21 protein-coding genes are annotated in these 21,475 nt (G+C 59.9%); 11 read left to right on the top strand and 10 right to left on the bottom strand.

Annotated elements, in window-relative coordinates; translation table 11 throughout:
- Positions 1-61 precede the first annotated feature (61 nt).
- The 5 genes from Q7S58_RS05560 to Q7S58_RS05540 all read right to left on the bottom strand — a co-directional run bounded on the left by Q7S58_RS05560 (position 62) and on the right by Q7S58_RS05540 (position 5,336).
- Positions 62-1,021, bottom strand: a complete 960-nt coding sequence (locus Q7S58_RS05560) for an alpha/beta fold hydrolase (protein ID WP_304821734.1) — start codon at positions 1,019-1,021, stop codon at positions 62-64.
- Positions 1,022-1,029: 8 nt separating this feature from the next.
- Positions 1,030-2,469 carry a CoA transferase gene (locus tag Q7S58_RS05555; protein WP_304821731.1) on the bottom strand — a complete coding sequence of 480 codons (1,440 nt, stop codon included), beginning with the start codon at positions 2,467-2,469 and terminating at the stop codon, positions 1,030-1,032.
- Between the two features lie 47 nt (positions 2,470-2,516).
- Entirely contained in the window at positions 2,517-3,491 is a 975-nt protein-coding gene (locus tag Q7S58_RS05550; RefSeq protein ID WP_304821727.1) for an electron transfer flavoprotein subunit alpha/FixB family protein, read from the bottom strand.
- Between the two features lie 121 nt (positions 3,492-3,612).
- Entirely contained in the window at positions 3,613-4,359 is a 747-nt protein-coding gene (locus Q7S58_RS05545; protein WP_304821724.1) for an electron transfer flavoprotein subunit beta/FixA family protein, read from the bottom strand.
- 194 nt (positions 4,360-4,553) lie between these two features.
- Complete coding sequence (locus Q7S58_RS05540) at positions 4,554-5,336, bottom strand: IclR family transcriptional regulator (protein WP_304821721.1); 783 nt, start codon at positions 5,334-5,336, stop codon at positions 4,554-4,556.
- A gap of 198 nt (positions 5,337-5,534) precedes the next feature.
- Here Q7S58_RS05540 and Q7S58_RS05535 point away from each other — a divergent pair, with 198 nt between their 5' ends.
- The 3 genes from Q7S58_RS05535 to Q7S58_RS05525 are packed head-to-tail and all read left to right on the top strand — an operon-like array spanning position 5,535 to position 7,715.
- The gene (locus Q7S58_RS05535) at positions 5,535-6,164 is read left to right on the top strand and encodes a class I SAM-dependent methyltransferase (RefSeq protein ID WP_304821718.1); all 630 of its coding nucleotides are present in this window, start codon (positions 5,535-5,537) and stop codon (positions 6,162-6,164) included.
- Positions 6,161-6,550 (top strand): VOC family protein, encoded by a 390-nt coding sequence (locus Q7S58_RS05530; protein WP_304821715.1) that lies wholly within the window; start codon positions 6,161-6,163, stop codon positions 6,548-6,550. Before Q7S58_RS05535 ends, Q7S58_RS05530 begins: the two co-directional genes overlap by 4 nt.
- A gap of 52 nt (positions 6,551-6,602) precedes the next feature.
- Positions 6,603-7,715, top strand: coding sequence for an aldo/keto reductase (locus Q7S58_RS05525; protein WP_304821713.1), 1,113 nt, complete (start codon positions 6,603-6,605; stop codon positions 7,713-7,715).
- 381 nt (positions 7,716-8,096) lie between these two features.
- Here the strand turns inward: Q7S58_RS05525 and Q7S58_RS05520 are convergent, their stop codons facing one another.
- The 3 genes from Q7S58_RS05520 to Q7S58_RS05510 all read right to left on the bottom strand — a co-directional run bounded on the left by Q7S58_RS05520 (position 8,097) and on the right by Q7S58_RS05510 (position 11,750).
- Complete coding sequence (locus Q7S58_RS05520; RefSeq protein WP_304821711.1) at positions 8,097-9,182, bottom strand: Zn-dependent alcohol dehydrogenase; 1,086 nt, start codon at positions 9,180-9,182, stop codon at positions 8,097-8,099.
- Between the two features lie 59 nt (positions 9,183-9,241).
- Positions 9,242-10,330 (bottom strand): Zn-dependent alcohol dehydrogenase, encoded by a 1,089-nt coding sequence (locus Q7S58_RS05515; RefSeq protein WP_304821709.1) that lies wholly within the window; start codon positions 10,328-10,330, stop codon positions 9,242-9,244.
- 349 nt (positions 10,331-10,679) lie between these two features.
- Positions 10,680-11,750 (bottom strand): lytic transglycosylase domain-containing protein, encoded by a 1,071-nt coding sequence (locus Q7S58_RS05510; RefSeq protein WP_304821706.1) that lies wholly within the window; start codon positions 11,748-11,750, stop codon positions 10,680-10,682.
- A gap of 603 nt (positions 11,751-12,353) precedes the next feature.
- Here Q7S58_RS05510 and Q7S58_RS05505 point away from each other — a divergent pair.
- From Q7S58_RS05505 to Q7S58_RS05480, 6 genes are all read left to right on the top strand, one after another.
- Entirely contained in the window at positions 12,354-13,373 is a 1,020-nt protein-coding gene (locus Q7S58_RS05505) for a BMP family protein (RefSeq protein WP_304821703.1), read from the top strand.
- 135 nt (positions 13,374-13,508) lie between these two features.
- Positions 13,509-14,462 carry a hypothetical protein gene (locus tag Q7S58_RS05500; protein WP_304821699.1) on the top strand — a complete coding sequence of 318 codons (954 nt, stop codon included), beginning with the start codon at positions 13,509-13,511 and terminating at the stop codon, positions 14,460-14,462.
- A 3-nt stretch (positions 14,463-14,465) separates the two neighbouring features.
- On the top strand, positions 14,466-15,497 hold the full coding sequence (locus tag Q7S58_RS05495; protein ID WP_304821697.1) for a hypothetical protein: 1,032 nt from the start codon (positions 14,466-14,468) through the stop codon (positions 15,495-15,497).
- A gap of 5 nt (positions 15,498-15,502) precedes the next feature.
- Complete coding sequence (locus Q7S58_RS05490) at positions 15,503-16,738, top strand: MBL fold metallo-hydrolase (protein ID WP_304821693.1); 1,236 nt, start codon at positions 15,503-15,505, stop codon at positions 16,736-16,738.
- A gap of 150 nt (positions 16,739-16,888) precedes the next feature.
- Positions 16,889-17,245, top strand: coding sequence for a cupredoxin domain-containing protein (locus Q7S58_RS05485; protein WP_304821690.1), 357 nt, complete (start codon positions 16,889-16,891; stop codon positions 17,243-17,245).
- Complete coding sequence (locus Q7S58_RS05480; protein WP_304821687.1) at positions 17,232-17,735, top strand: heme-binding domain-containing protein; 504 nt, start codon at positions 17,232-17,234, stop codon at positions 17,733-17,735. The genes Q7S58_RS05485 and Q7S58_RS05480 overlap by 14 nt, the downstream gene beginning before the upstream one ends.
- Before the next feature lies 1 nt (position 17,736).
- On the opposite strand, the gene Q7S58_RS05475 is transcribed toward Q7S58_RS05480, so the two are convergent.
- Positions 17,737-18,240 carry a hypothetical protein gene (locus Q7S58_RS05475; protein ID WP_304821684.1) on the bottom strand — a complete coding sequence of 168 codons (504 nt, stop codon included), beginning with the start codon at positions 18,238-18,240 and terminating at the stop codon, positions 17,737-17,739.
- Positions 18,241-18,422: 182 nt separating this feature from the next.
- On the opposite strand from Q7S58_RS05475, the gene aroA reads away from it, so the two are divergent.
- A complete protein-coding gene (gene aroA / locus Q7S58_RS05470; protein ID WP_304821680.1) occupies positions 18,423-19,706 on the top strand; it encodes a 3-phosphoshikimate 1-carboxyvinyltransferase in 1,284 nt (427 codons plus the stop codon).
- Positions 19,707-20,206: 500 nt separating this feature from the next.
- Here aroA and Q7S58_RS05465 read toward each other — a convergent pair whose 3' ends face one another.
- Positions 20,207-20,611 (bottom strand): PPOX class F420-dependent oxidoreductase, encoded by a 405-nt coding sequence (locus tag Q7S58_RS05465; protein ID WP_304821677.1) that lies wholly within the window; start codon positions 20,609-20,611, stop codon positions 20,207-20,209.
- 305 nt (positions 20,612-20,916) lie between these two features.
- On the opposite strand from Q7S58_RS05465, the gene Q7S58_RS05460 reads away from it, so the two are divergent.
- A complete protein-coding gene (locus Q7S58_RS05460; RefSeq protein ID WP_304821675.1) occupies positions 20,917-21,462 on the top strand; it encodes a polymer-forming cytoskeletal protein in 546 nt (181 codons plus the stop codon).
- Positions 21,463-21,475 lie beyond the last annotated feature (13 nt).

Below are 21,475 nucleotides of genomic sequence, written 5' to 3'. Positions count from 1 at the left end.
CATCGCGACACCAAGTAGCGTGATACTTCGTGACTTGGTGTCCTGGTGGTGAAGTTCTTTCCTAGAGTCCCTTCAAAAATTCGATCAGGATATCGTTCACTTCGCGAGGCCGCTCTTGCTGAATCCAATGCCCGGCGCCGGGAATGATCACTTTCTTTTTGAGATTCGGCGTAAACGCACCCGCCATGTCGTACGCGCCGGGATACATCTTGCCGACCACGTCATGTTCGCCGGCCGCAAACACTGCTGGCTGGCGCAATTTGGCGCCATCGAGAAACGGCGTGAGTTCCCAGTTGCGGGCGAAATTGCGATACCAGTTAATCCCGCCGCGAAAGCCCGCTCGCTTGAACTCGTTCGCGAAAAAATCGAGGTCCGCCTCCGTCAGCCACGGCGGCAACTGCTTCGGCACCACGCCGGTATCGATAAACTTCATCGATTTCGGAAACACGTGCTTCCAGACTTCGTTCGGCGGCGGATCGCCCGAGGCGGAGTAGAGGATCATCGCCATCGAGCGGCGCGGATCGGCGTCGAGTTCCTTTTCGACTTTGCCGGGCTCCTGAAAATAGAGCTGATAAAAATTCTGATCGCCGGCGAGCGCCTTCATCCCTTCGATCGGATGCACCGGGGTGCGCGGGAAATACGGCACGCTGAGCAGTCCAATCGCGCGGAAGATGTCCGGGCGGAGCAGCGCCGAATTCCACGCGACCGGCGCGCCCCAATCGTGACCCACAATCACCGCGGAATCGACGCCAAGACTGTTCACCAATCCAACAATGTCGCCGACCAGATTCAAAATGTGGTACGACTCGATCGGCTCGGGCCTGTCGGTCTGCCCGTAGCCGCGCTGATCCGGCGCGACGACGCGAAATCCCGCCGCCGCGAGCGCCGGAATCTGATGCCGATACGAGTACCAGGACTCCGGCCATCCGTGGCACAGCACCACCAGCGGACCGCTGCCCTGCTCGACGTAGTGCATCCTGATGCCGTTGGTCGTTACAAATTTATGCTGCAAATCAGCCATCGCGGCTCCTAATCCTGCCATTCCAGAAGCGAGGAACCGAGTGGCTGAGGACCTCTCACGAAACCCGGTTTGATGTCAGGCATTTCGATCAGGCTCGGCAAGTAGGTGACCTTGCCAAACGGGCTGTCTATCGTCGTAACCGGCACGTCTGTCTCTTTCATCATATCGGCGAAGGCAATCGTGCCGTTGAGCGCGCTGCTGTCGAGGAGTCCGAGCTCCTGCGCCCACATGCACATCCGGGTGAGAGATACCCGCACCTGGTAGCTGCCGCCTTCGATCGCTCTGCGACGCAGTGCGGCTGCGATTCCTGCCGCGCCTGCGTAGGCCGCGAGGTAGTCGGCGAAAATCACCTGCAAGGGCATTATAGGAGCGTCAATCGCTCCCTCCGCATCAACGTAACCCGACACCGCTACGGCGATCATGTCGAAGCCCCGGAAGTTTGCCCACTCACCCTCGAAATCGAAGCAGCGCAATTCATGGGAAATGATCCCGGGTCTGCTGGTGGCGAGGCGCCGCGGCGAAATACCACGCTGGTCAAGGTTCAGATACGAGCAAGTGAAGACATCTGCTTTCTGGAGAAGCCCAAAGAAGCGGCGCGTGTCAGCTTCGTTGTCGAAATCGCAATATGCGGCGCGCTTTCCGATATCGGTTTCCAAGCGCCAATTCACATGGTCCGGGTAGTTCGGCTTGGAGAGGTGCAATACGTCCGCGCCGAACTCGGCCATGGTGCGTGCTGTGATCGGTCCGCCAACGACATGGGTGCAGTCGAGCACTCGAATGCCTCCGAGCGGCGTATCGCAACCCGCTGGAAGGGGCACTGGATCGCTATCGCCGATCTTTTCAATTTCAATTACTGGCTTGGCTGCCAGCCGGCGCCCCACTGGATGAGCCAGCCATTCCGTAGCGGATCGCACTATACCGATAGCGCCCGCCTCTTCGCGGATGGCAAGTTCAAGTGCTTCGGCATCCCATTGCATGATCGCGGCCTCGGCGGCGCGTTGGGTGGGAGCACACTTGAGGACATTGAACATCGCATCGCGCAGACGTGGATAGAAAATTTCGATTTTGACGAACCGCCCGTCGCGGGTCGGATAGAACTCGCCGCTCAGGGGTGAATCAACACCTACACCGGACCCGTAGTCGGTGAAGGGAAGTTGCCGACCGTTTTGACGCATGAAGGCGATGCCGTGATGCTGATGCACGGCATTGCGCACGCTTGTCGTCACGCTTTGGGGCTTGCCACCCCGGAGTTGCCAGAGCTCGCTGAGCGCCATGCCAAACGCCGCTTGGGACGCAGCCATCAGCTCGCCGAAACGGTGCCGTGAGGCCAGAATCGGATCTTTCCCTTGGATTGTTACTGAACCTTTACAATCTGATTCGCGCAGCCCAATCGCAGCGAGAATCATGTCCAGTGCCTGTTGCGAGGTTTTTGAGTCTACAGTTGCCATCGTTTCAACCCTTTGACTTTCTTACGAGAATCGGCGCATCCAGCACCTTAGGAGTGCTTCAGCTTCTTGATTTCCTCGGCCATCTCGGGCACCGCCTTGAACAAATCCGCGACCAGTCCGTAATCCGCAACGGCGAAAATCGGCGCTTCCTCGTCCTTGTTGATCGCGCAAATGACCTTCGAGTCTTTCATCCCCGCCAGATGCTGGATCGCGCCCGAAATTCCCACCGCGATATAAAGCTCCGGCGCGACGACCTTGCCGGTCTGCCCGACTTGCAAATCGTTGGGCACGAAGCCCGCATCGACGGCCGCGCGCGACGCGCCCATCGCCGCGCCCATCTCGTCGACCAGCGGCTCGAGCACCGTCTTGAAATTGTCGCCCGACTTAAGCCCGCGTCCACCCGACACGATTATCCGCGCCTCGGTAAGCTGCGGGCGATCGCTCTTGGTCGCGTTGAACGACACGAACTCCATCTTGAGCGCGCTCGCATCGATCTCAGCGTCCTGCGCTTCGACCGTCGCAGCCGCGTCGCCCGGCTTGGCCGCGTCGTATGCGGTTCCGCGCACTGTCAGCACCTTGATCGGTCCCTCGAGCTCGACCGTCGCCATCACGTTGCCCGCGTAGGTCGGGCGCACGAAGGTATGGTCGTCGCCGATCGCGGTGATTTCCGACGCCATCGGCGCGCCGAGCCGCGCCGCCAGCCGCGGAAACAGATCCTTGCCGATCGCGGTCGCCGTGGCGAGGATAAATTCCGCGCCGGTCTTCTTCGCCAGCGCCGCGAACGCCTGCGCATGCGCGTCGGCGAGATAATTTTTCAGCGCCGGATGCTTCAGTGCGATCACTTTGCTGACTCCGTACTTCGCGATCGCAGTCGCCGCGCTTTCCGGCGCATCGCCCGCCACGACCGCGATCGCATTGCCGCCGCGCTTTTTCGCGAGCTCGAGGCCGGCGTGGATCGCCACCAGCGTAGTCTTGGGAAAATGTCCGTCCTGATGTTCCGCGAAAACTAGTACGTCACCCATTTGCTACCACTCCAGCGTCCGGCTTCCTGCGTCTCCGTCAGATTCGGGCGCCCAGTCCAATTTTATTTTCTGCAAAATTCTTCGCAAAATGTTCCGATCGATTCAGCGCGATTCGCCGCGACTAGATCACCTTCGCTTCCGTGTGCAGCACCGCCACCAGTTCCTGCACCGACGCGACTTTGCGCCCCGCCTGACGCTTCGGCGGCGCCGCGAGCGATTTTACTTTCAGCTTCGGCGTAAGATCGACGCCCAGGCTGTCGGCCGCGATTTCCTTCATCTCTTTTTTGCGCGCCTTCATGATTCCCGGCAGCGACGCATAGCGCGGTTCGTTAAGCCGCAGGTCGGTCGTGATCACCGCCGGCAACTTGAACGCCAGCGTCTCGAGGCCGCCATCGACTTCGCGCACGACCGTGGTCTTGTCGGCGCCGATCTCGATCTTCGAGGCGAACGTCGCCTGCGGCCAGCCGAGCATCTCCGCCACCATCTGGCCGATCTGATTCGCGTCGTCGTCGATCGCCTGCTTGCCGAGGATGATCAATTCCGGCTTTTCGTCGCCCGCGATCTTCGCGATAATCCCGGCGATCGCCAGCGAATCCAGCGCCGCGTCGGTTTTCACCAGGATCGCGCGATCGGCGCCCATCGCGAGCCCCGTGCGCAATTGCTCCTGCCACGGCGTCTGCCCGACGCAGATCAGGACGACTTCACCGGTCTGCTTCTCCTTAATTCTGAGCGCCTCTTCGATCGCGATTTCGCAAAACGGATTGATCACCCACTTCACGTTGTCGGTCGCGATACCGCTGCCGTCGGGCAGCACGCGAATCGTCGTCGCAGGATCGGGAACTCGTTTGATCGGTACCAGGATTTTCACAGCAAAATCACTCCACGCATTGGTTCATGCCAAGCATCGGTTTCGGGATCGATGCGAATCAAAAATCGCCGTAGGTGCTCGAAAATAGCGCTGATAAAGCCGAGAGAAGGTAACAACGGCCCGGGAGCCAGTCAAACATTACTAACCGCGGCTGCCCGGCGCAAAGCCAGCTCGGATAAGCCCGCGAGCGCGCTTCACTCGTTGTAGCCGAGGCGATGAGACAGCTCGCGCCCCGCGTCGAGCAGGCTCGGCGCGATCTCGCTGATGATGCGCTCCGGCCCGATTCGATACGTCGGCCCCGCGACCGCGACCGATCCCACCACCGAGCGCGTGTAGTCGCGGATCGGCACCGCGACCGACGATACTTCTTCAGTGAACTCGCCCGCATCGACGGCGTATCCTTCGCGCGCGACCGCCTCCAACTGCGCCAGCAGCGCCGCGCGCTCGACGATCGTGCGGTCGGTGTAGCGCCGGAGCGATTCCGGCAGCGCCGATTTGAGCTGCTCCTCGGCGTCGAACGCAAGATGAGCCTTGCCGGCGGCCGTGCAATGGAGCGGCAGCGTGATTCCGATCGGCGGCGTGATCCGCACCGCGCGCTCTTCCGCCTCCGCCGCCTCGAGTGGAACCACACCGTCGCGCCGCACGATCGCCACGTACGCGCTCTCATGGCACTTGCGCGCCAAATCGACCAGGATCGGCCGCGCTTGCCTGACCAGGCCCATATGATGGATGTATCTGCGACCGAGATGCAGACACTTGATTCCGAGCCGGTAATTTTCGGTGGCCTTGTTTTGCTCGATATAGCCGCGCGCTTCGAGCGTCGCGAGCAAACGGAAGACATTGTTCTTATGCAGCTTGAGCCGCTTCGACAATTCCGTTACGCCCAGTTCATCGGCTTCGCCGAAAAACTGTTCGAGCACGTCGAGCGCGTGCGCGACGGACTGGATCACGTAGTTGGTTTTGTCGCGTCTGACCATCGGTTCCCCGTTCGTCGCGGCGCGGTCTAAAATCGGTGGCTGCGTACGAATTGGAAAGGTGTTTTAATCTAGACGGACCGCCGCGACTCGTCAACGCCGCATCTGAAAATTTTGCAATTGCACCTAACTATTTGATTTTTAAGGATAAACTGAGGCAGGCATAATCCTTCATCGGACCTCACCCCCATGGACAAACCTATGCCACTGGAATTCTTCCTCCGCATCGACGACTCCGACGATGAGCTATTTTATTCGACGCCGCGGCTCGTCGTTCATATCGACGACGGCGCGATCGCCAAAGTCTCCGACATCTACGCCCAACTTCTTCCGCAAGGCGGCATGATTCTCGACCTGATGAGCAGTTGGCGATCGCATTTGCCAGCGCATCTCCGGCCTTCGCGCGTCGTCGGCCTCGGTATGAATCGCCCCGAGATGGAAAATAATCCGGCGCTTAACGAAATCGTGATCCACAATCTCAATCGCGAGCCGCGCCTCCCCTTCAACGACGCCGAGTTCGACGCCGCCGTCGTCACCGTCTCGATTCAATACATGATTCGGCCGCTCGAGGTCTTCGCCGAAGTCGGCCGGATCCTGAAACCGGGCGCGCCCTTCGTCGTGACGTATTCCAATCGGATGTTCCCGACCAAGGCGATCGCCGTCTGGCAGCATCTAGACGATTACGACCGCTCCAAACTCGTCGCGCGGTACTTTATTGAAGGCGGCCGGTTTGAGAACATGGATTTCATCGACAAGAGCGAGCCGACCTCGCCGCCCTCCGATCCGATCTGGGCCGTGGTCGGCTACCGAACGCTCGAGGTGAACCCTTGATCAAGAACAGCGGCATGCGGCATCTGGCGTTGCGAGTACTCGACGTCGATCGAGCCGTCGAATTTTATTCGCGCGTATTCGGGATGAAGCTCGTATGGCAGCCCGATCCCGAGAACGCATACTTGAGTTCCGGCTCGGACAATATCGCGCTGCATCGCGGCACTTACGGCCACGCCGATGTCCAGTCGCTCGATCACTTCGGCTTCATCGTGCCGACCGTTGAAGATGTCGAAGCCGCTTACATATGGGCGCGCGGCGCCGGCCTCGACATCGTGCATCCGCTGAAGCATCATCGCGACGGCTCGGTGTCATTCTACATCCGCGACCCCGACGGCAACGTGATCCAGGCGCTGTACGAACCAACTTTGAGTACTCAATCACTCTGAGAATTCTGTAGCCGAACAACGCGCGCTGTCATCTGACCCAAGGAGATCATCGATGCTCAAAGGGCGCGCGACTGCCGACGGCACCGCCGAATACGCCAAACGCTTCCCTGCGATGCCGGGAAATTTCCGCCCGATGCTTGGCGTCTCGGTCTCGTCGATCGGAATCGGCACCTACCTTGGCGAGCCTGACGAAGAGACCGACCGCGCCTACGAAGAAGCGCTCACCGCCGCGCTCACCGGTGGGATCAACCTGATCGATACCGCAGTCAATTACAGATTCCAGCGTAGCGAACGCACGATCGGCAAGGTCGTCGCGGAACTCGTCGCCGCGGGCAAGCTCAAGCGCGAGGAATTCATCGTCGCGACCAAGGGCGGCTACGTCACCTTCGACGGCGGCGTGCCCGAGAATCCGCGCGCGTGGTTCGAGGATCATTTCGTCAAGTCCGGTATCGTCGCGCCCGGCGACCTGATGGACGGCTCGCACTGCATGACGCCGAAGTATATCGGCACGATGCTCGATCTCTCTCGCGCGAACCTCGGCCTCGACACTATCGACCTCTACTACCTTCACAATCCCGAGACGCAGCTCGAGGTCGTCGAGCGCAAGGAATTTCTGCGCCGGATTTCGCAGATATTCGACTTCCTCGAAGGCGCGGTCGTCGCGGGAAAAATCGGCGTGTATGGCGTCGCGACCTGGAACGGGCTGCGCGCGCAACCGACCGAGCGCGGATGGCTCTCGCTCGACGAACTCATCCGCATCGCGCGCGACGTCGGCGGCGACTCGCATCACTTCCGCGCGATCCAGTTGCCGCACAACCTTGCGATGCCCGAAGCTGTGATCCGCCCAAATCAACTTGTCGGTAGCCGCAAAATCACCACGCTCGCAGCCGCGAAACCCTTGGGCCTCGCAGTATGCGCCAGCGCCTCGTTGTTGCAGGGCCAGCTATCGCGCGGACTGCCCGCGATCGTCTCCGACGCGATGAGCGGCCTCGCCACCGACGCGCAACGCTCAATCCAGTTCGTCCGCTCGACGCCCGGCGTCGACGTCGCGCTGGTCGGGATGAAATCCGCCGAACACGTGCGCGACGCGCTCGCGACCGCGGCGAAACCGCCCGCCACCGTCGAGGAATTCATGCGGCTCTTCAAAGGCCCCGACGAACCCTGACCAATCACCACCGTTGTCACTCTGAGGCGACGGCTGCGCCGCTCCCTCATCCCGAGCGAAGTCTGACGGAGTCGAGGGATCTCGATCGAGCACCGCGATAGCTAGACACGCCTGAGCGATCAAACAACCTTTGCGTCAAACTTTTTGTCATTCTGAGCGCAGCGAAGAATCCCGGATCTTTTACCCCGCTCGCATTGCTCCGGGATTCTTCGGCGTCGCAGCCTTAGCCTCTGAATGACAAAATAATTCGACGATGCGGTTTTCATTTTGAGTTCTCTCGAACCGCTCGAACCGCAATCTCCTCTCGGGTTGATGAAAAGGAAAAGAGCCGATCGGATTTCCGACCGGCTCTCTGCATTTCGAAAATTATTTTTCGCGCCGCTAATCGAACATCAGCACCGTGCGCGCCACCTCGCCCGCTTTCATCGCGCGGAACGCCTCATTGACGTCCTCCAGTTTTCCGCGCCGCGTGATCATCCCGTCCAGGTCGAGCCGCCCCTGCTGATACAGCTCGATTATCCGCGGCATGTCGATGCGGAAGCGATTCGATCCCATGAAGCATCCCTGGATGCGCTTTTCATACAGCAGCGAGAAGCCGTCCACCTCGACCTTCTGCCCGAGCGGCACCATCCCGACGATGGTCGCAATTCCGCCCGCCATCAGCGATTCGTATGCCTGCTCGGCCGCGACCTTGAGTCCAATCGCTTCGAACGAATAATCGACGCCGCCGCCGGTCAGTGCCTGTACTTCCTCGACCGGGTTGCCCTTCGACGCGTCCACCGCGTGCGTCGCGCCGAGTTTCTTCGCGAGCTCGAGCTTGCTCGCGAACTTGTCCACCGCGATGATCATCCGCGCGCCCGCGATTCGCGCGCCCTGGATGATCGCGAGGCCGACACCGCCTGCTCCCCACACTGCGACGGTCGATCCCGGCGCGACCTTCGCCGTGTTGAGCGCCGCGCCCACGCCCGTCATCACGCCGCATCCAATCAGCGCCGCGCGATCGAGCGGCACGTTGTCCGGAATTTTCACCAGCGCGTTCTCATGCAGCAGCATCTTCTCGGCGTATCCCGAAAGGTCCGCGAACTGATTGACCATCGTGCCTTTCTGCGAGAGCCGCGGCTTCTCGGTTTCCTTGCGCTGCGTCGCCGCCTTGTTCGAGCACAAATTCGGATGCCCCGACATGCACTCCTCGCAATATCCGCAAAATACCGAGAGGCACGCGATCACGTGATCGCCCGGCTTCAAATACGAAACCTGCGAGCCGACTTTCTCCACCACGCCAGCCGCCTCATGCCCGAGCACGGCGGGCGCGGGCCACATGTAGAGGCCGTCCACGAAATGCAAATCGCTGTGGCATACGCCGCTCGCCACCGTGCGGACGACTACTTCGCGCTCCTTCGGCTCGTCGATATCGACCTGTTCGATCGTCAGCGGCTGATTCGGTCCTCTGAAGACTGCTGCTTTCATCGGATTGCTCCTTGATTTCGATTTTTGATTTGCGCCAGCGCGCCGCAAATTGGATCAGGTTAATTGAACATCAGGACCGTGCGCGCCACTTCGCCCGCCTTCATTGCGCGGAACGCTTCGTTCACGTTTTCGAGTTTGTCGCGCTTGCTGATCATCTCGTCGAGCTTCAAACGGCCCTGCAAGTAGAAATCGATATATCGCGGCATGTCGATCCGGAAGCGATTCGAGCCCATGTTGCTGCCCTGCAGCTTGCGCTCCGTCAAAAACATGAAGCCGTCGATCTCGACCTTCTGCCCCACCGGGATCATGCCGATCACCGTCGCGGTGCCGCCCGGCTTGAGCGACATGAATGCCTGCTCCGCGGTCTTCTTGAGCCCGATCGCCTCGAATGAGTAATCGACGCCGGCGCCGCCAGTGAGCTTCTTGATTTCCTCGATCGGATCGCTGTTCGACGCATCGACCGCGTCGGTCGCGCCAAGCCGCTTCGCCATCGCGAGCTTGCCCTCGAACGTATCGACCGCGATTATTTTGCGCGCGCCCGCGATTCGCGCACCCTGGATCGCCGCCAGTCCCACGCCGCCCGCGCCGAACACCGCCACCGTCGAGCCCGGCTCGATCTTCGCCGTATTGAGCACCGCGCCGACCCCGGTCGTCACGCCGCATCCGATCAGCGCCGCGCGATCAAGCGGGATATCCTCGCGAATCTTCACCACCGCGTTCTCATGCAGCAGCATCTTTTCGCAGTACGACGAGATGTCGAGAAACTGATTCATCAGCTTGCCTTTCTGCGAGATGCGCGGCTTGTCCTTGGGGTCGCGCTGCGTCGCCACCTTGTTCGAGCATCGATTCGGATGCCCCGACATGCACTGCTCGCAATTGCCGCAGAACACCGACAAGCAGCAAATCACGTGGTCGCCCGGCTTCACGTACGTCACCTGGCGTCCGACTTCCTCGACGATTCCCGCCGCCTCATGCCCCAGTACGGCCGGCGCCGCATACGGATAAAATCCATCGACGAAGTGCAGATCGCTATGGCACACGCCGCTCGCGAACGTTTTGATCAGGACCTCGCGATCCTGCGGCTTGTCGAGTTCGACATCCTCGATACTGAGCGGCAGCTTCGGTCCGTGAAACACAGCAGCTTTCATCCAATTGCTCCTTGTAGTCGGCGAGTAATAAATATCGCGCGCGCGTCGCGGCACTCGACCCTTGTCAAGTTCACGATCGTGGACTGTCGTGTCACGATCGCGAGGCCAATAGCATCGAGCCCCAAAACGCGGCTGCGCACTCCTTACTACCACAACCACGCCCCATTTCCAGAGCAACGCGCCGCGCTGCGCCCGCTCATTCTGAAGCGAAGGTTGCGCAGCCGAAGAATCCCGGCTCCTTCTGCAATGTTGCGCGAACGTGAGAGTTTTCGCGCAATGAGATCCAAGGATCGAATCCTGGCGCCCAGCACTCGCGGCTGATCGACGCGCAAATCACTGCGGGGCGCGGTCAGATTTTTTGTTGGCTCTTGGTTCGATGCGATGCTTTGGTCGAAACTTTGCGGACTTTCGCGGTGCGCGATTTCCTCGCACTCTTGGGCGGCGTAAGATCGCACTTGATCGGCGCCGGACGTATCGTCGCCTCGTCGGCAATTCCGGGGAAATACTTGTCCTCGTAGCGATGCACGTGAAGTGCGGCCAGGAACTCAGAGTAGTAGTTCTTTACCGCAAAGCCGAAACGCGGCCCATTGTACCGCTCGACCATCTTGCAGTAGTCGCCGCCATAGATGCTCGCGGCCCGCGCGGTCCCGCCCGTGCCATAGTTGTATGCGGTGATCGCCAGCGGCCAATCACCAAGCGTCTCATAGTTCGCGCGCAAAAGCTTGGCCGCGGCCTCGGTCGAACGCACCGGGTTCAGCCGATCGTCGTGATACGGCGTGATCTTCATGTACTGCTTGCCGGTGCCGCGCGTGAACTGCCAGATACCGACCGCGCCCGCGCCTGATTTCGCGCCGCCGTGGAAGCCCGATTCGACGTGCGCCAGCGTCACCAGTTCGGGCGGCACGCCCGCCGTCTTGAAGATCTTCTCCATCGTCGGCCGATAGTAGCGGCTCCGCAGCAAGCCCTCGCGGAACTGCTCGCAGAGTCCTTCCTGCACGCGGAGATTCTGCGCCGCCTCGTTGTAGGCGCTCAGCGGCTCGCCCTTGAACATCGCGGCCACGCGCCGTTCTTCCCAGTTCGATGGCTCGCGGCCCGAGCCGAGGCGCGTCAGGATCGCGCCGTACTTGGTCTTCAAGTAGGCGTTGGCCCATTCGATATCCGTGCGCGACGGCTGACCCTCGCCGGGCAAACGATAGATTTGATAGGTGCGCCAGACGTTGTCGCGATCCAGAATGACGAAGTCACGGTACGAGTACGCGGTGAAAACTTGGACCCAGAAATCGATGTTCGGCTGGATGGTCTTGGGGGCTGGAAAGGGAACTTGTGATTCGGAGCGTGCGGGTCGTGCGAGGACAAGTGACAGCATCGCGACCAACGCCAGCGATGCGGCTGCTTTGCCGATAGCTTTCGTGAGCCTCATCGATTCGACCAAGCTTTCCCCCTGCCGCGAGCGATTAATCGCGTAATTGCCGAGATAATCGAATACTCGCCCCAGCTTCGATAGTCAATAAAGCCCCCAGTTGCAGTTTCGCCTCAAAACTCCGTAGGCCGCCGGTATGCCGCCCAAACGCATGATGACTATCTGACCCAAATGCTGCGAACAGAATGCACGTCGCACGTAGCGCAGCCAGAGAAGATAACCGTCGCCGGGCCAGCCGATCAGAGATGCGCCTCATAGCCACCTCCGCGGTAAACCGTGATTGTCTATCTGGAAGTTTCAAAAGGCGCCTGACTTGACGTGATCGAATCAGGAGTTGAGGCGCGTTGCGGTGTGTTGAAGGCTGATACGATAACCCCGAACTGTTCTTACTCATTTCGGGACGACATGGTTGCTGACGATCGCGAAATTGATGCTAAGGTCGCAATTGGCCAAATGGCCCATATCCGAATTGGGAATCGAAAGCGCACGCCGCAACGCATTCATTGCGACTGAGGGTCTCACATCGTCGAGATCGCTTAGCGGATACGGCAGATGACTGATTGTAGTGTCCGATTCGTGTCAAAACTGCGAAGGACGCCCCTTATGCCACACAAATCCATGATGACCGTCCTGAGTGCGATGCTAGTGGCGGTGTCGATTGCCGCGTTGGGATGCAAGCGCTCGCCGCGCACTCCCGACGAAGTCACCCACGAGGCCACTTCGTTCAAGGTCGCACTCCTTACCCCCGGCTCGGTCAGCGACGCCGGATGGAACGCCGCCGCTTTCGACGGGATGCAACACGTAAAGGACAATCTGGCCGCCGTCAGCGAGGTGGTTCAAACCACGTCTCCAGCCGACGCCGAAAAGGCGCTCGCCGATTTCGCCTCGCGCGGCTTCAACCTGATCTTCGCCCACGGCTACGAATACACGACCCCGACGCTTAAAGTTGCGGTGGCGTTCCCCAGAACGGTGTTCGTCGTCACTTCCGGCGGCGCCTCGAGCGCGAATGTCGCTTCGCTGGTTTTCAAGCTCGAGGAGGCTGCCTACGTCGAGGGCATGCTCGCGGCGAGTATGTCGAAATCGGGCATCGCCGGCGCGGTCGGCGGCGGGCAGATACCGGGGATCAAGCTCGCCTTCGACGGCTTCACGCGCGGCTTCGAATCGATCAATCCACGGGGAAAAGTCCTGGTGAGCTTCGTCGGCCGGCTGGACGATGTCCCCGCGGCGAAGAAGGCCGCGCTCGATCAGATCGCTCAGCATGCGGACCTGCTGATCGGCAACGCGGACGCGGCAAGCCTCGGCGTCTTTCTGGCAGCGCGGCAGGCGCACGTCTATGCGTTCGGCTCGCACCGGGGCCAGACAAGCCTCGCGCCCGACGTCGTGCTGGCCGACGCGGTCGCGGACATTCCCGGCGCGTTCCTGCGCGTCGCCACCCAGGTCAAAGCTGGAACCTTCAAGCCGGGGATGTTCGAGATGGGCATGAAGGAAGGGATGGTCAAGGTCGTTTACAACGAGAAGTTGAAGGATCGAGTCCCCGAGACGGCGATCGCGCGGGCGAGTGCGGCCGAGAAGGACATCATCGATGGCAAGATCACGTTCGCGCCGCCGCCTCTCGCGCAATGATCGCGCTCGCCGAACGGAGAATGATCGCGCTTGACAATCGGGCGGCGGGCCACTCTGCCGTGAACTTAAGGTTGTGCGCTGCGCGTTCAAAGCTGGCTACGCTGATCAGACTCTAACTGAGCTTACAATAGAGCTATGGAAATTCTAGGGCGCGGACTCGAGAAAAACTTCGTCGAGGCGTTAGCTGCCGCTTACAGTGGAAGCGCTTGGTGGAAATCCATCGTAGAAGATCCAGAGCTGTTCATCGCGCCGCGCAAAACATGCGTGTGCGTGTACTACCGTGGGAACCGTTTGCTCAAGCTCGAACTGAGTGGCGGAAAACTAGCCGGGAAGGTCCACTACAAATACCTCCTGAACCCCCGCCTGAAGCCTGAGTATTGCAGGGTGATAGACGGCCAAGCCGAATCACCCAAGGGTGCTGGTGGCATCAGTGCATTCATCCCGGACTTCTCGGATCTGGATCTCCTCAAGCGAGCCAGTAAGCCGTACGCGGGTGAAGAAAAGTACGGAGTCAGCGAAATCATCTTCGCGAACCCGAACATTATAGACGTCGAAGTAGCTTTCCGTGATTCAGGTGATTCAAGTGAGGACGACGATCCTCCTCCCGAAGAGACTGTCCTTAGCAAATCACACCACAACCTTCGGATCGATTTCGTTGCCGTTCAAAAAGACGGTGCGGGGTTCAAGTTGGCTTTCTTTGAAGCGAAACACTTTGCCAATCAAGAACTCAGATCTAGTGGCACCCCACTAGTTCTCAAACAAATCGCAACGTACGAAAAGTTGCTCAATAACAATCAGGACGACATCGTCAAGGCGTATAAGCTTCATTGCGCCGATATGTTGAAATCGAATTGCGTCCCGCAAGATAGCAAGCGTCGCCGCTTTCTTACGATGGTGTCCGAACAAAAATCTATCATCGTCAATACCGAGCCGCGTCTCGTCGTGTTTGGCTTCGATGACGACCAGAAACCGGGGCCTGCCTGGACGCCGCACCAAAAAAAACTCGAGGACTGTCTCGGGAAGGATCGAGTGATCTTGCGCGGTAATGCAAAAGGCCTGGTCCGTGGGGTAAGGTTCCAAGAACCTTAGGCAATGGTCGCTGACAACAGACCCGATCACAGTCAATCCGCCGATCCCTCTTCGGTTACCCAGGATAGATGTGTTGGGAACGCGAAATGGATTCCAGAGTCGGCTTTCGGCACTCGATGGAGAACCGTCCTCGCGGAAGGTGTTCGCACGATTCCGAGCTTTGAGCAGTTCTTGCTGACGGAACTTCGCAATTCAGGGCCGCACTACGTTTGCGCGGGCCTCACGCTGGCAGACGCCCGCAAGCTCAGTTCTGAAGCGAGAATTTTCCTGATGAATGCTATGATGCACGAGAAGCGCGGCGAGCTTCTCGGACGCCTCTGCGATGGTTCCGCTTGGCCTGACTCGGGCCTGAAGGTTCTCGCCAAACTGAACACTACCGAATGCCGGCGCGCTGATTACGTGAGGTTGGGCGGATATCTGAGACAACCGAAAACCGCAAAAGTACTTGCGCACGCACAGCACCTCTCGCCCGCTATTTTGCGCGCGATCTGGGCGCTTCCAGACTGGATCTGTTTGCCCAACCTGCTGCCAATTCTCGAAAAGCCTGAGGCTGTCGTGGCTATTAAGGCTACGTTCAAGGCGCACCTCTGGGACTTGTCGTGCGAGCTTCAACGCGGCGTGGTCAAGTCTTTGAGTCGAGTAAAATCTCTTCGCGAATTAAAGTCGCGTCTGCAAGCATGGCGCGAGCGATTGCTATCGCGAGAGCAATTCCCGGAGCCCCCAATACCCGGAAATGATCGCTTGAACCCGATAACCTCGTCCGCCGAAATGCAGCATGAAGCGCGAGAAATGCGAAGCTGCCTTCACAAATTGATAGCGGAAGTCCTCGAGGGAGCTGTGTACTTCTATTCCTGGAACGGTTCGGAGCGGGCGACGGTGCTTGTAGTTCACAGTCCCGGCAAGCTCGCTCACTTGGAAGTGAAAGGTAGGCGGAACGCCGATGTTAGTCCGGATACCATCTCGGAAATCCGATCACTGATCGAGGAGCAGTTTTTCCTCGCTTCGGTTTCTGATCCCCGGCACTTAATCAGTTAGAACAAATGCGTGTCCGAATACATCGCGGCACGAAGGAGGTTGGCGGCAATTGCATCGAGCTGTCTTCGGGCGGGAAGACGCTGTTGCTCGACATGGGAATGCCTCTGACTGCGCCCGATCCAGCGAATGTGAAACTGCCTCAAATCGAAGGCTTGCAGGTAGAGGATCGCAACTTTCTCGGCATCGTCGTCTCTCATCCGCATTTCGACCACTACGGGCTCATCCAAAAAGCGCGATCGAGCACTCGCGTTTTTATCGGCAGCGATGCCGAGAAGATTCTCCGCGCTGCCATTCCCTTTGGCTCCTTCGGCGTCGTATTTCAGAATGTCACGCACTACCAGCACCGAGTTTGCTTCGAGGTCGGACCGTTTAAGATCACGCCTTTTTTGAACGATCATTCCGCCTTTGACGCTTATTCCTTTTTGGTCGAGGCTGACGGCCAAAGCCTTTTCTATTCGGCCGACCTCCGGGGACACGGCCGCAAGGCGCGTCTCTTCGACCAATTTCTGAAGACGGCGCCGAAGCCGGTGGACGTGCTTCTGATGGAGGGCACCACGATCGGGCGTGAGAACGGGAAGGAAGTCGCCAAATCGGAAGCTGAGCTGGAGCGAGAGATTTTTGAAAGCCTGAAAGTCACGCCCGGCTTGGCGCTCGCTTACTTTTCCGCTCAGAACATCGATCGATTTGTAACCTTCTTCAAAGCGAGCAAGCGTGCTGGCCGGACCTTCGTCGCTGACCTATATCTGGCACACATTCTTGACGCGCTCGGGCGCAAGAGTTTGCCTAGTCCCCGCGGCAATGATTTGCGGGTTTTTCTGCCCTCAGCAATGAAACGGCGGATCGTACGAGAGAAGAGCTTCGACCTGGTAGCTCCATACTATCCTAAACGGATCTACCCTGAAGAGATCGCGAGGTGTGCGAGCGACTTGATGATGATCTTTCGGCCATCGATGGCGGCTGACCTCGAGAATGCGCTGCGAGGAGCCAAGCTTTTCTATTCGCTTTGGCCGGGTTACCTGGAGCGAGACGGATTTGATCTTCAGGCCTGGTGTGTGACCCGCAAAGTGGCCTTCGAGATTCACCACACGTCGGGCCACGCCGGCATCTCTGATTTGAAACGTCTGGTGAAAGCGCTTGAGCCAAAGCGCCTCGTTCCAATTCACAGCTTCGCTCCCCAGCGCTTTCGGAGCTTTTTCCCAAATGTACAGCCAGCAAATGACGGGGAATGGTGGGAGGTTTGAGGCTCATCATCATCGATGGCAAGATCACGTTCGCGCCGCCGCCTCTCGCGCAATGATCGCGCTCGCCGAACGGAGAATGATCGCGCTTGACAATCGGGCGGCGTTGTCGTAAATGAGAATCATTCTCAATCTCGTTAGCGGGACCATTCGATGCCAAACCGATCAGCCAATTCCGCGACTCTCGCGATTGCCCTTGCCTCCCTGCTCGCCGCCATCGCTGTGCCCTCGACGTCGCGCGCGGACGACGATTATTCCCGGTTGAACTTTCACAATGGACGCGTCGAGCCGGCCAGCCTCACCTTGCCCGCGAACACGCCGGTCAAGCTGCAGGTCACCAACCTGGGCGACGCCGTGATCGAGTTCGAGAGCTTCGAATTGAACCGCGAGCGGGTCGTGCAGCCGGGTCAGACCATCACGGTGAATCTGCCGCCGCTGTCGCCGGGCAGTTATGCGTTCGTGGACGATTTCAGCAACGGCGCCGTTAAGGGGCAGATTGTCTCGCGCTGATTCGCGGCGTCCCGATTTCACGATAATTCTTCCGTGTATCGCGGCGATGGTCGCCGCCGCAATCCTAATCGCCGCAAAATCGCTGTGCGCCGCGCAACCCGAACTTCCCGCGCGTGAATTGCGCGCGCCCGCGCCAGTCCACGAAATCCTTCAGCGCGCCTGCTACGATTGCCATTCCGATCAGACTCGATGGCCGTGGTACAGCTACCTGCCGCCCATTTCATTCTGGGTTCGCGGCGAGGTCGCCGCAGGCCGCCGCCGCCTGAACTTCTCGGCGTGGCAGGATTATGCGACCGACCCGGGCACCGAAGATCGCAAGCTAGAGAATATTGCGCGATTACTCAAAAGCGGCGCGATGCCGCCGTGGTACTACATCGCGACGCATCCTGCGGCCAGCATGAATGACGCCGATCGCGCGATGCTCTCCGACTGGATCGCCGACCGCCGAAAATCACTCGCTGCCGGCGCGGATCGCCCCGGGCGTCAGTGATCTAGTGGTCTGAATAGCGCGTGTCGAGTCCCGAACTGTTGTAACGCTCGTCGAGGCCCTGGTTGTCGTGGAACCTTGACGGCGCGAAGCGATCCTTGTCGCCGCCGAAGCGGGTGCGCTCGGATCCGGCGAAACGTTTCTCGTCGCTCTTGAACCGCTCGCCGCTATCGAATCGTTTCGTATCGCCCGTTTTCATCTCGCCGATCGACGAACCGGGCCATCGCGATTCGTTGCTGGTCTCGCCTTTGCCGGCCGATGCGCGCGATGAAAAATCGCCGCCCGAACCCTTCCCCACGCGGTCGCTGAAGCTGCCGCCCCACTTGTTGGTCTCCCAGGTGCGATGCTCAGGCATCGCGGCCGCAGCGGGCTTGCGCGCGGTGGACATCGCCGTCGTGCTCGCGTATTCGCCCATCGTCTGCGCGGATGCGGCGCCGCCCACTACGATCGTTATCGCCAGCGTCGCGAGCGGCAACGCAATTGAAACTGTGAATCGAGCGCGTCTCATTCGATTTTGACCTCCCGCCACGATACCTACTTTCTGTAGCTGTCAATAATCTAATCGTAGAGTCACAAAGCGCGCAACTGGTAATGTTGCCTCTATAGCGGCGGTCGCTGCGCGGCCGGGCGCTTGTGGCTGAATGAGGCGCGCGGTTAATCTGTGCATACTCGATCGCTACGTGCCTTTCCGTGAATCAGATCGAAATAACTCCGCTCAGCCGGCCGCTCGACGCGACCGTCAGCGTGCCCGGCTCGAAGAGCATCACCAACCGCGCGATGCTGCTGGCGGCGATGGCGCAAGGACGCTCGGTGATCGACGCCGCCTTGATGAGCGACGACACGCGCTACATGACCGGCGCGCTCCGCGCGCTGGGGTTTATCGTCGAGTCCGACGAGGCGGCGTGCCGAATCACGGTCGGCGGGCGCGGCGGGATCATTCCGCATCACGGCGCGGAGATTTTCGTCGGCGGCGCGGGCACCGTGATGCGATTCCTGGCCGCGATGCTGACGCTCGGGCAAGGCCGTTTCAGGATCGACGGAAACCAGCGGATGCGCCAGCGGCCAATCGGCCCGCTGCTCGACGCGATGCAACGTCTCGGCGCGAGCATCTACAGCGAGCGCGACAATAATTGCCCCCCGGTGATCGTCGATATGTCGCGCGGCCGTTTCGAAGGCGGCGAAACCTCAATCGATGCGCGCGTCTCATCGCAGTTCGTATCCGCGATGCTGATGCCGGCGCCGATTTGGAAATCCGGGCTGCGGCTCCGCGTGATCGGCGAGACCGCGCGCCCGTTTATCGACATGACGCTCCGCCTGATGGAAGCGTGGGGCGTGCATGGCTCGCGCGACGGCGATCTGATCGTGGTGCCGGGCGGCCAGTGGTATCGCGCGCAACGCTTCGCGGTCGAGCCCGACGCTTCGAGCGCGAGTTATTTTGCGGCAGCCGCGGCGCTGATTGGCGGTACGGTGCGAATCAAGGGACTTACGTCGCATTCGGTGCAGGGCGATCTCGAATTTCTCGGCGTGCTGCAGCGGATGGGCGCGCGTGTCGCGTGGCATCCGGATTTCGTCGAAGTGATCGGCACGGGACAATTCGCCGGTGTGGACGTCGCGATGAATTCGATGCCGGACATGGTGCCAACGCTCGCGGCGATCGCTCCGTTCGCATCATCGCCGACGATCATTCGCAACGTCGCGTTTATCCGGCATCACGAGAGCGATCGTATCCGCGTGCTCGCGACTGAACTGCGAAGGCTTGGTGCTTCTGTGATCGACAAGGAGGACGGACTCGAGATTCAGCCGTCCACGATGCATCCCGCGACAATCGAGACGTACGACGACCATCGAATCGCGATGAGTTTCGCGATCGCCGGGCTGAAGCTGCGTGGCGTCACCATCAACGACCCCGGTTGCGTCGCCAAGACGTTCCCCGATTTCTTCGAGCGCCTGGCGATGCTCGAACCCGCCGCCTGACACCGCCCTGCGGCGCGACGTACGACGCGCGCGTCGATCCACGCTCGCATGCGAAGCGGTGCGGTGAAACGAAAAGCGGGCGAGGTATCGAAAAGACGGCCTCTGCTCAAGATGACGCGCTGTCTCTGCTTGTCTGCCGCCTCTGTGTCATTTCGAGCGCAGCGAGAAATCCCGGATCCGGGTTCCCTCGTCGCCAGGCTCCGTCGGGATGACACAGAACTGCATCGTCATTTCGAGCAGAGGCTCCCACTCCGTCATCTTGAGCAGAGGCTGCCGGAGTCGAAGGATCCCGGTGCGACGCTTAGCGAAGGAAAAAAGATCCGGGACTCGGAGCCTGCCCTGAGTCCATCGAACGGGGCTGCGCAGCCTTCGCCTCAGAGTGACAACGAGGTGGTTATGCAGATTCGGATTTTACAAATGAAGAGGGCGGCTCGATGAGCCGCCCCTTTTTCTTTAGTCTGCGCAATTCTTGAAATCTGCGGTTAACTCTTTTCGAGCGATCAGCCCATCACCTGCACCGATGCCGGCTCGATCTCATAGATCACGCGCTTCACGTCGGGCTGATGGAACGGATACTTGTCCTGGTTCATGTATTTTTTGGCGAGGCTGTCGATATGCGCGTCGGCGCCGTTTTCGGTCTCGTTCACGATCGGACCGCGCACCTGGATGTAGCGATACGGATTGTCGGGGTCCATGATCGCGAGCGCGACCTTGACGCCGACCTTCATGTTGCGATCCTTCACCCGGCCGCGCGCCGTATTGATGCGAATCTTGCCGCCGGTGTAGTCGAACCAGATTGGCGTGACTTGCGGCGTGCCATCGGGCATCACGGTCGCGATATTCGCGAACGCCTTCTTGCCGGTGAACAGGTCGAGGAATTTTTCGGGGATCGCTTTCGATGCCATCGTATTAATCTTGCTCCTTGGACGAGAACGTCGGGGAAGAAAAAGTCTGCCTTTAAGCTTAGGCCTTGGTTCGCGTGAAGCAACGGGTAAGCTCGATTTAATCGATTTTCCACAATGCCGATGACGCTGCGCGCATGAATCGCGGCGCAAATCGAGGCTATTTTGCAACTCGGATGAAATCGAGCCGCATCGACAGGCGCGATAAATTTGACACCTCCAATTGCATCGGTTAATAGCCATGCCTAAACTCAAAATGCTGGAGCGCGACGCGGGGGTTTCCCGAGTACGCTGAGGAGTGTATCGCGATGGCGCTATTCACCAAGGAACCCGAGAAGAACCCCAAGCTTCAACCGACGACCACTCCGCCGGCCTCCTCTGCTTCATCCACGCAGCCAAATCTTCAAGGCTCGGCCGGTTCGCAGACGGGCCGCGCCGGTGGAGCTGCGGGCGGCGAAGCGCGCGCCTATCTCGATCGCGGTTCCAAGCTGAGCGGCAAGATTTCGTTCGAAGGTCCCGCGCGAATCGACGGCGAAGTCGATGGCGAGATCAACGCCAAGGACGCGCTCACGATCGGCGAGAGCGCGGTGGTGACGGCGCAGATACGTGCGGCGGCGGTAACGGTCGCGGGCAAGGTGAGCGGCGATATTATCGCGTCGCAGCGAATCGAGATTCGTCCCTCGGCCAAGGTCAACGGCAATCTCTCGGCGCCGGTGCTGGTGGTGCAGGAAGGCGCGCTGTTCGAAGGTCATTGCTCGATGCAGCCGGAAGGCGTGCGCGAAGACCGCAAGGTGACGGTGTTCCCCAAGGAGGAACGCATGGCGCAGGCGGCCGGAGGGCAGAAGCAGGCCTGATCTGACCCGACCG

Source organism: Candidatus Binatus sp. (assembly GCF_030646925.1).
GTDB lineage: Bacteria > Desulfobacterota > Binatia > Binatales > Binataceae > Binatus.
The sequence above is the reverse complement of the archived record's forward strand: the minus strand, read 5'-3'. Positions and strand labels throughout refer to the sequence as shown.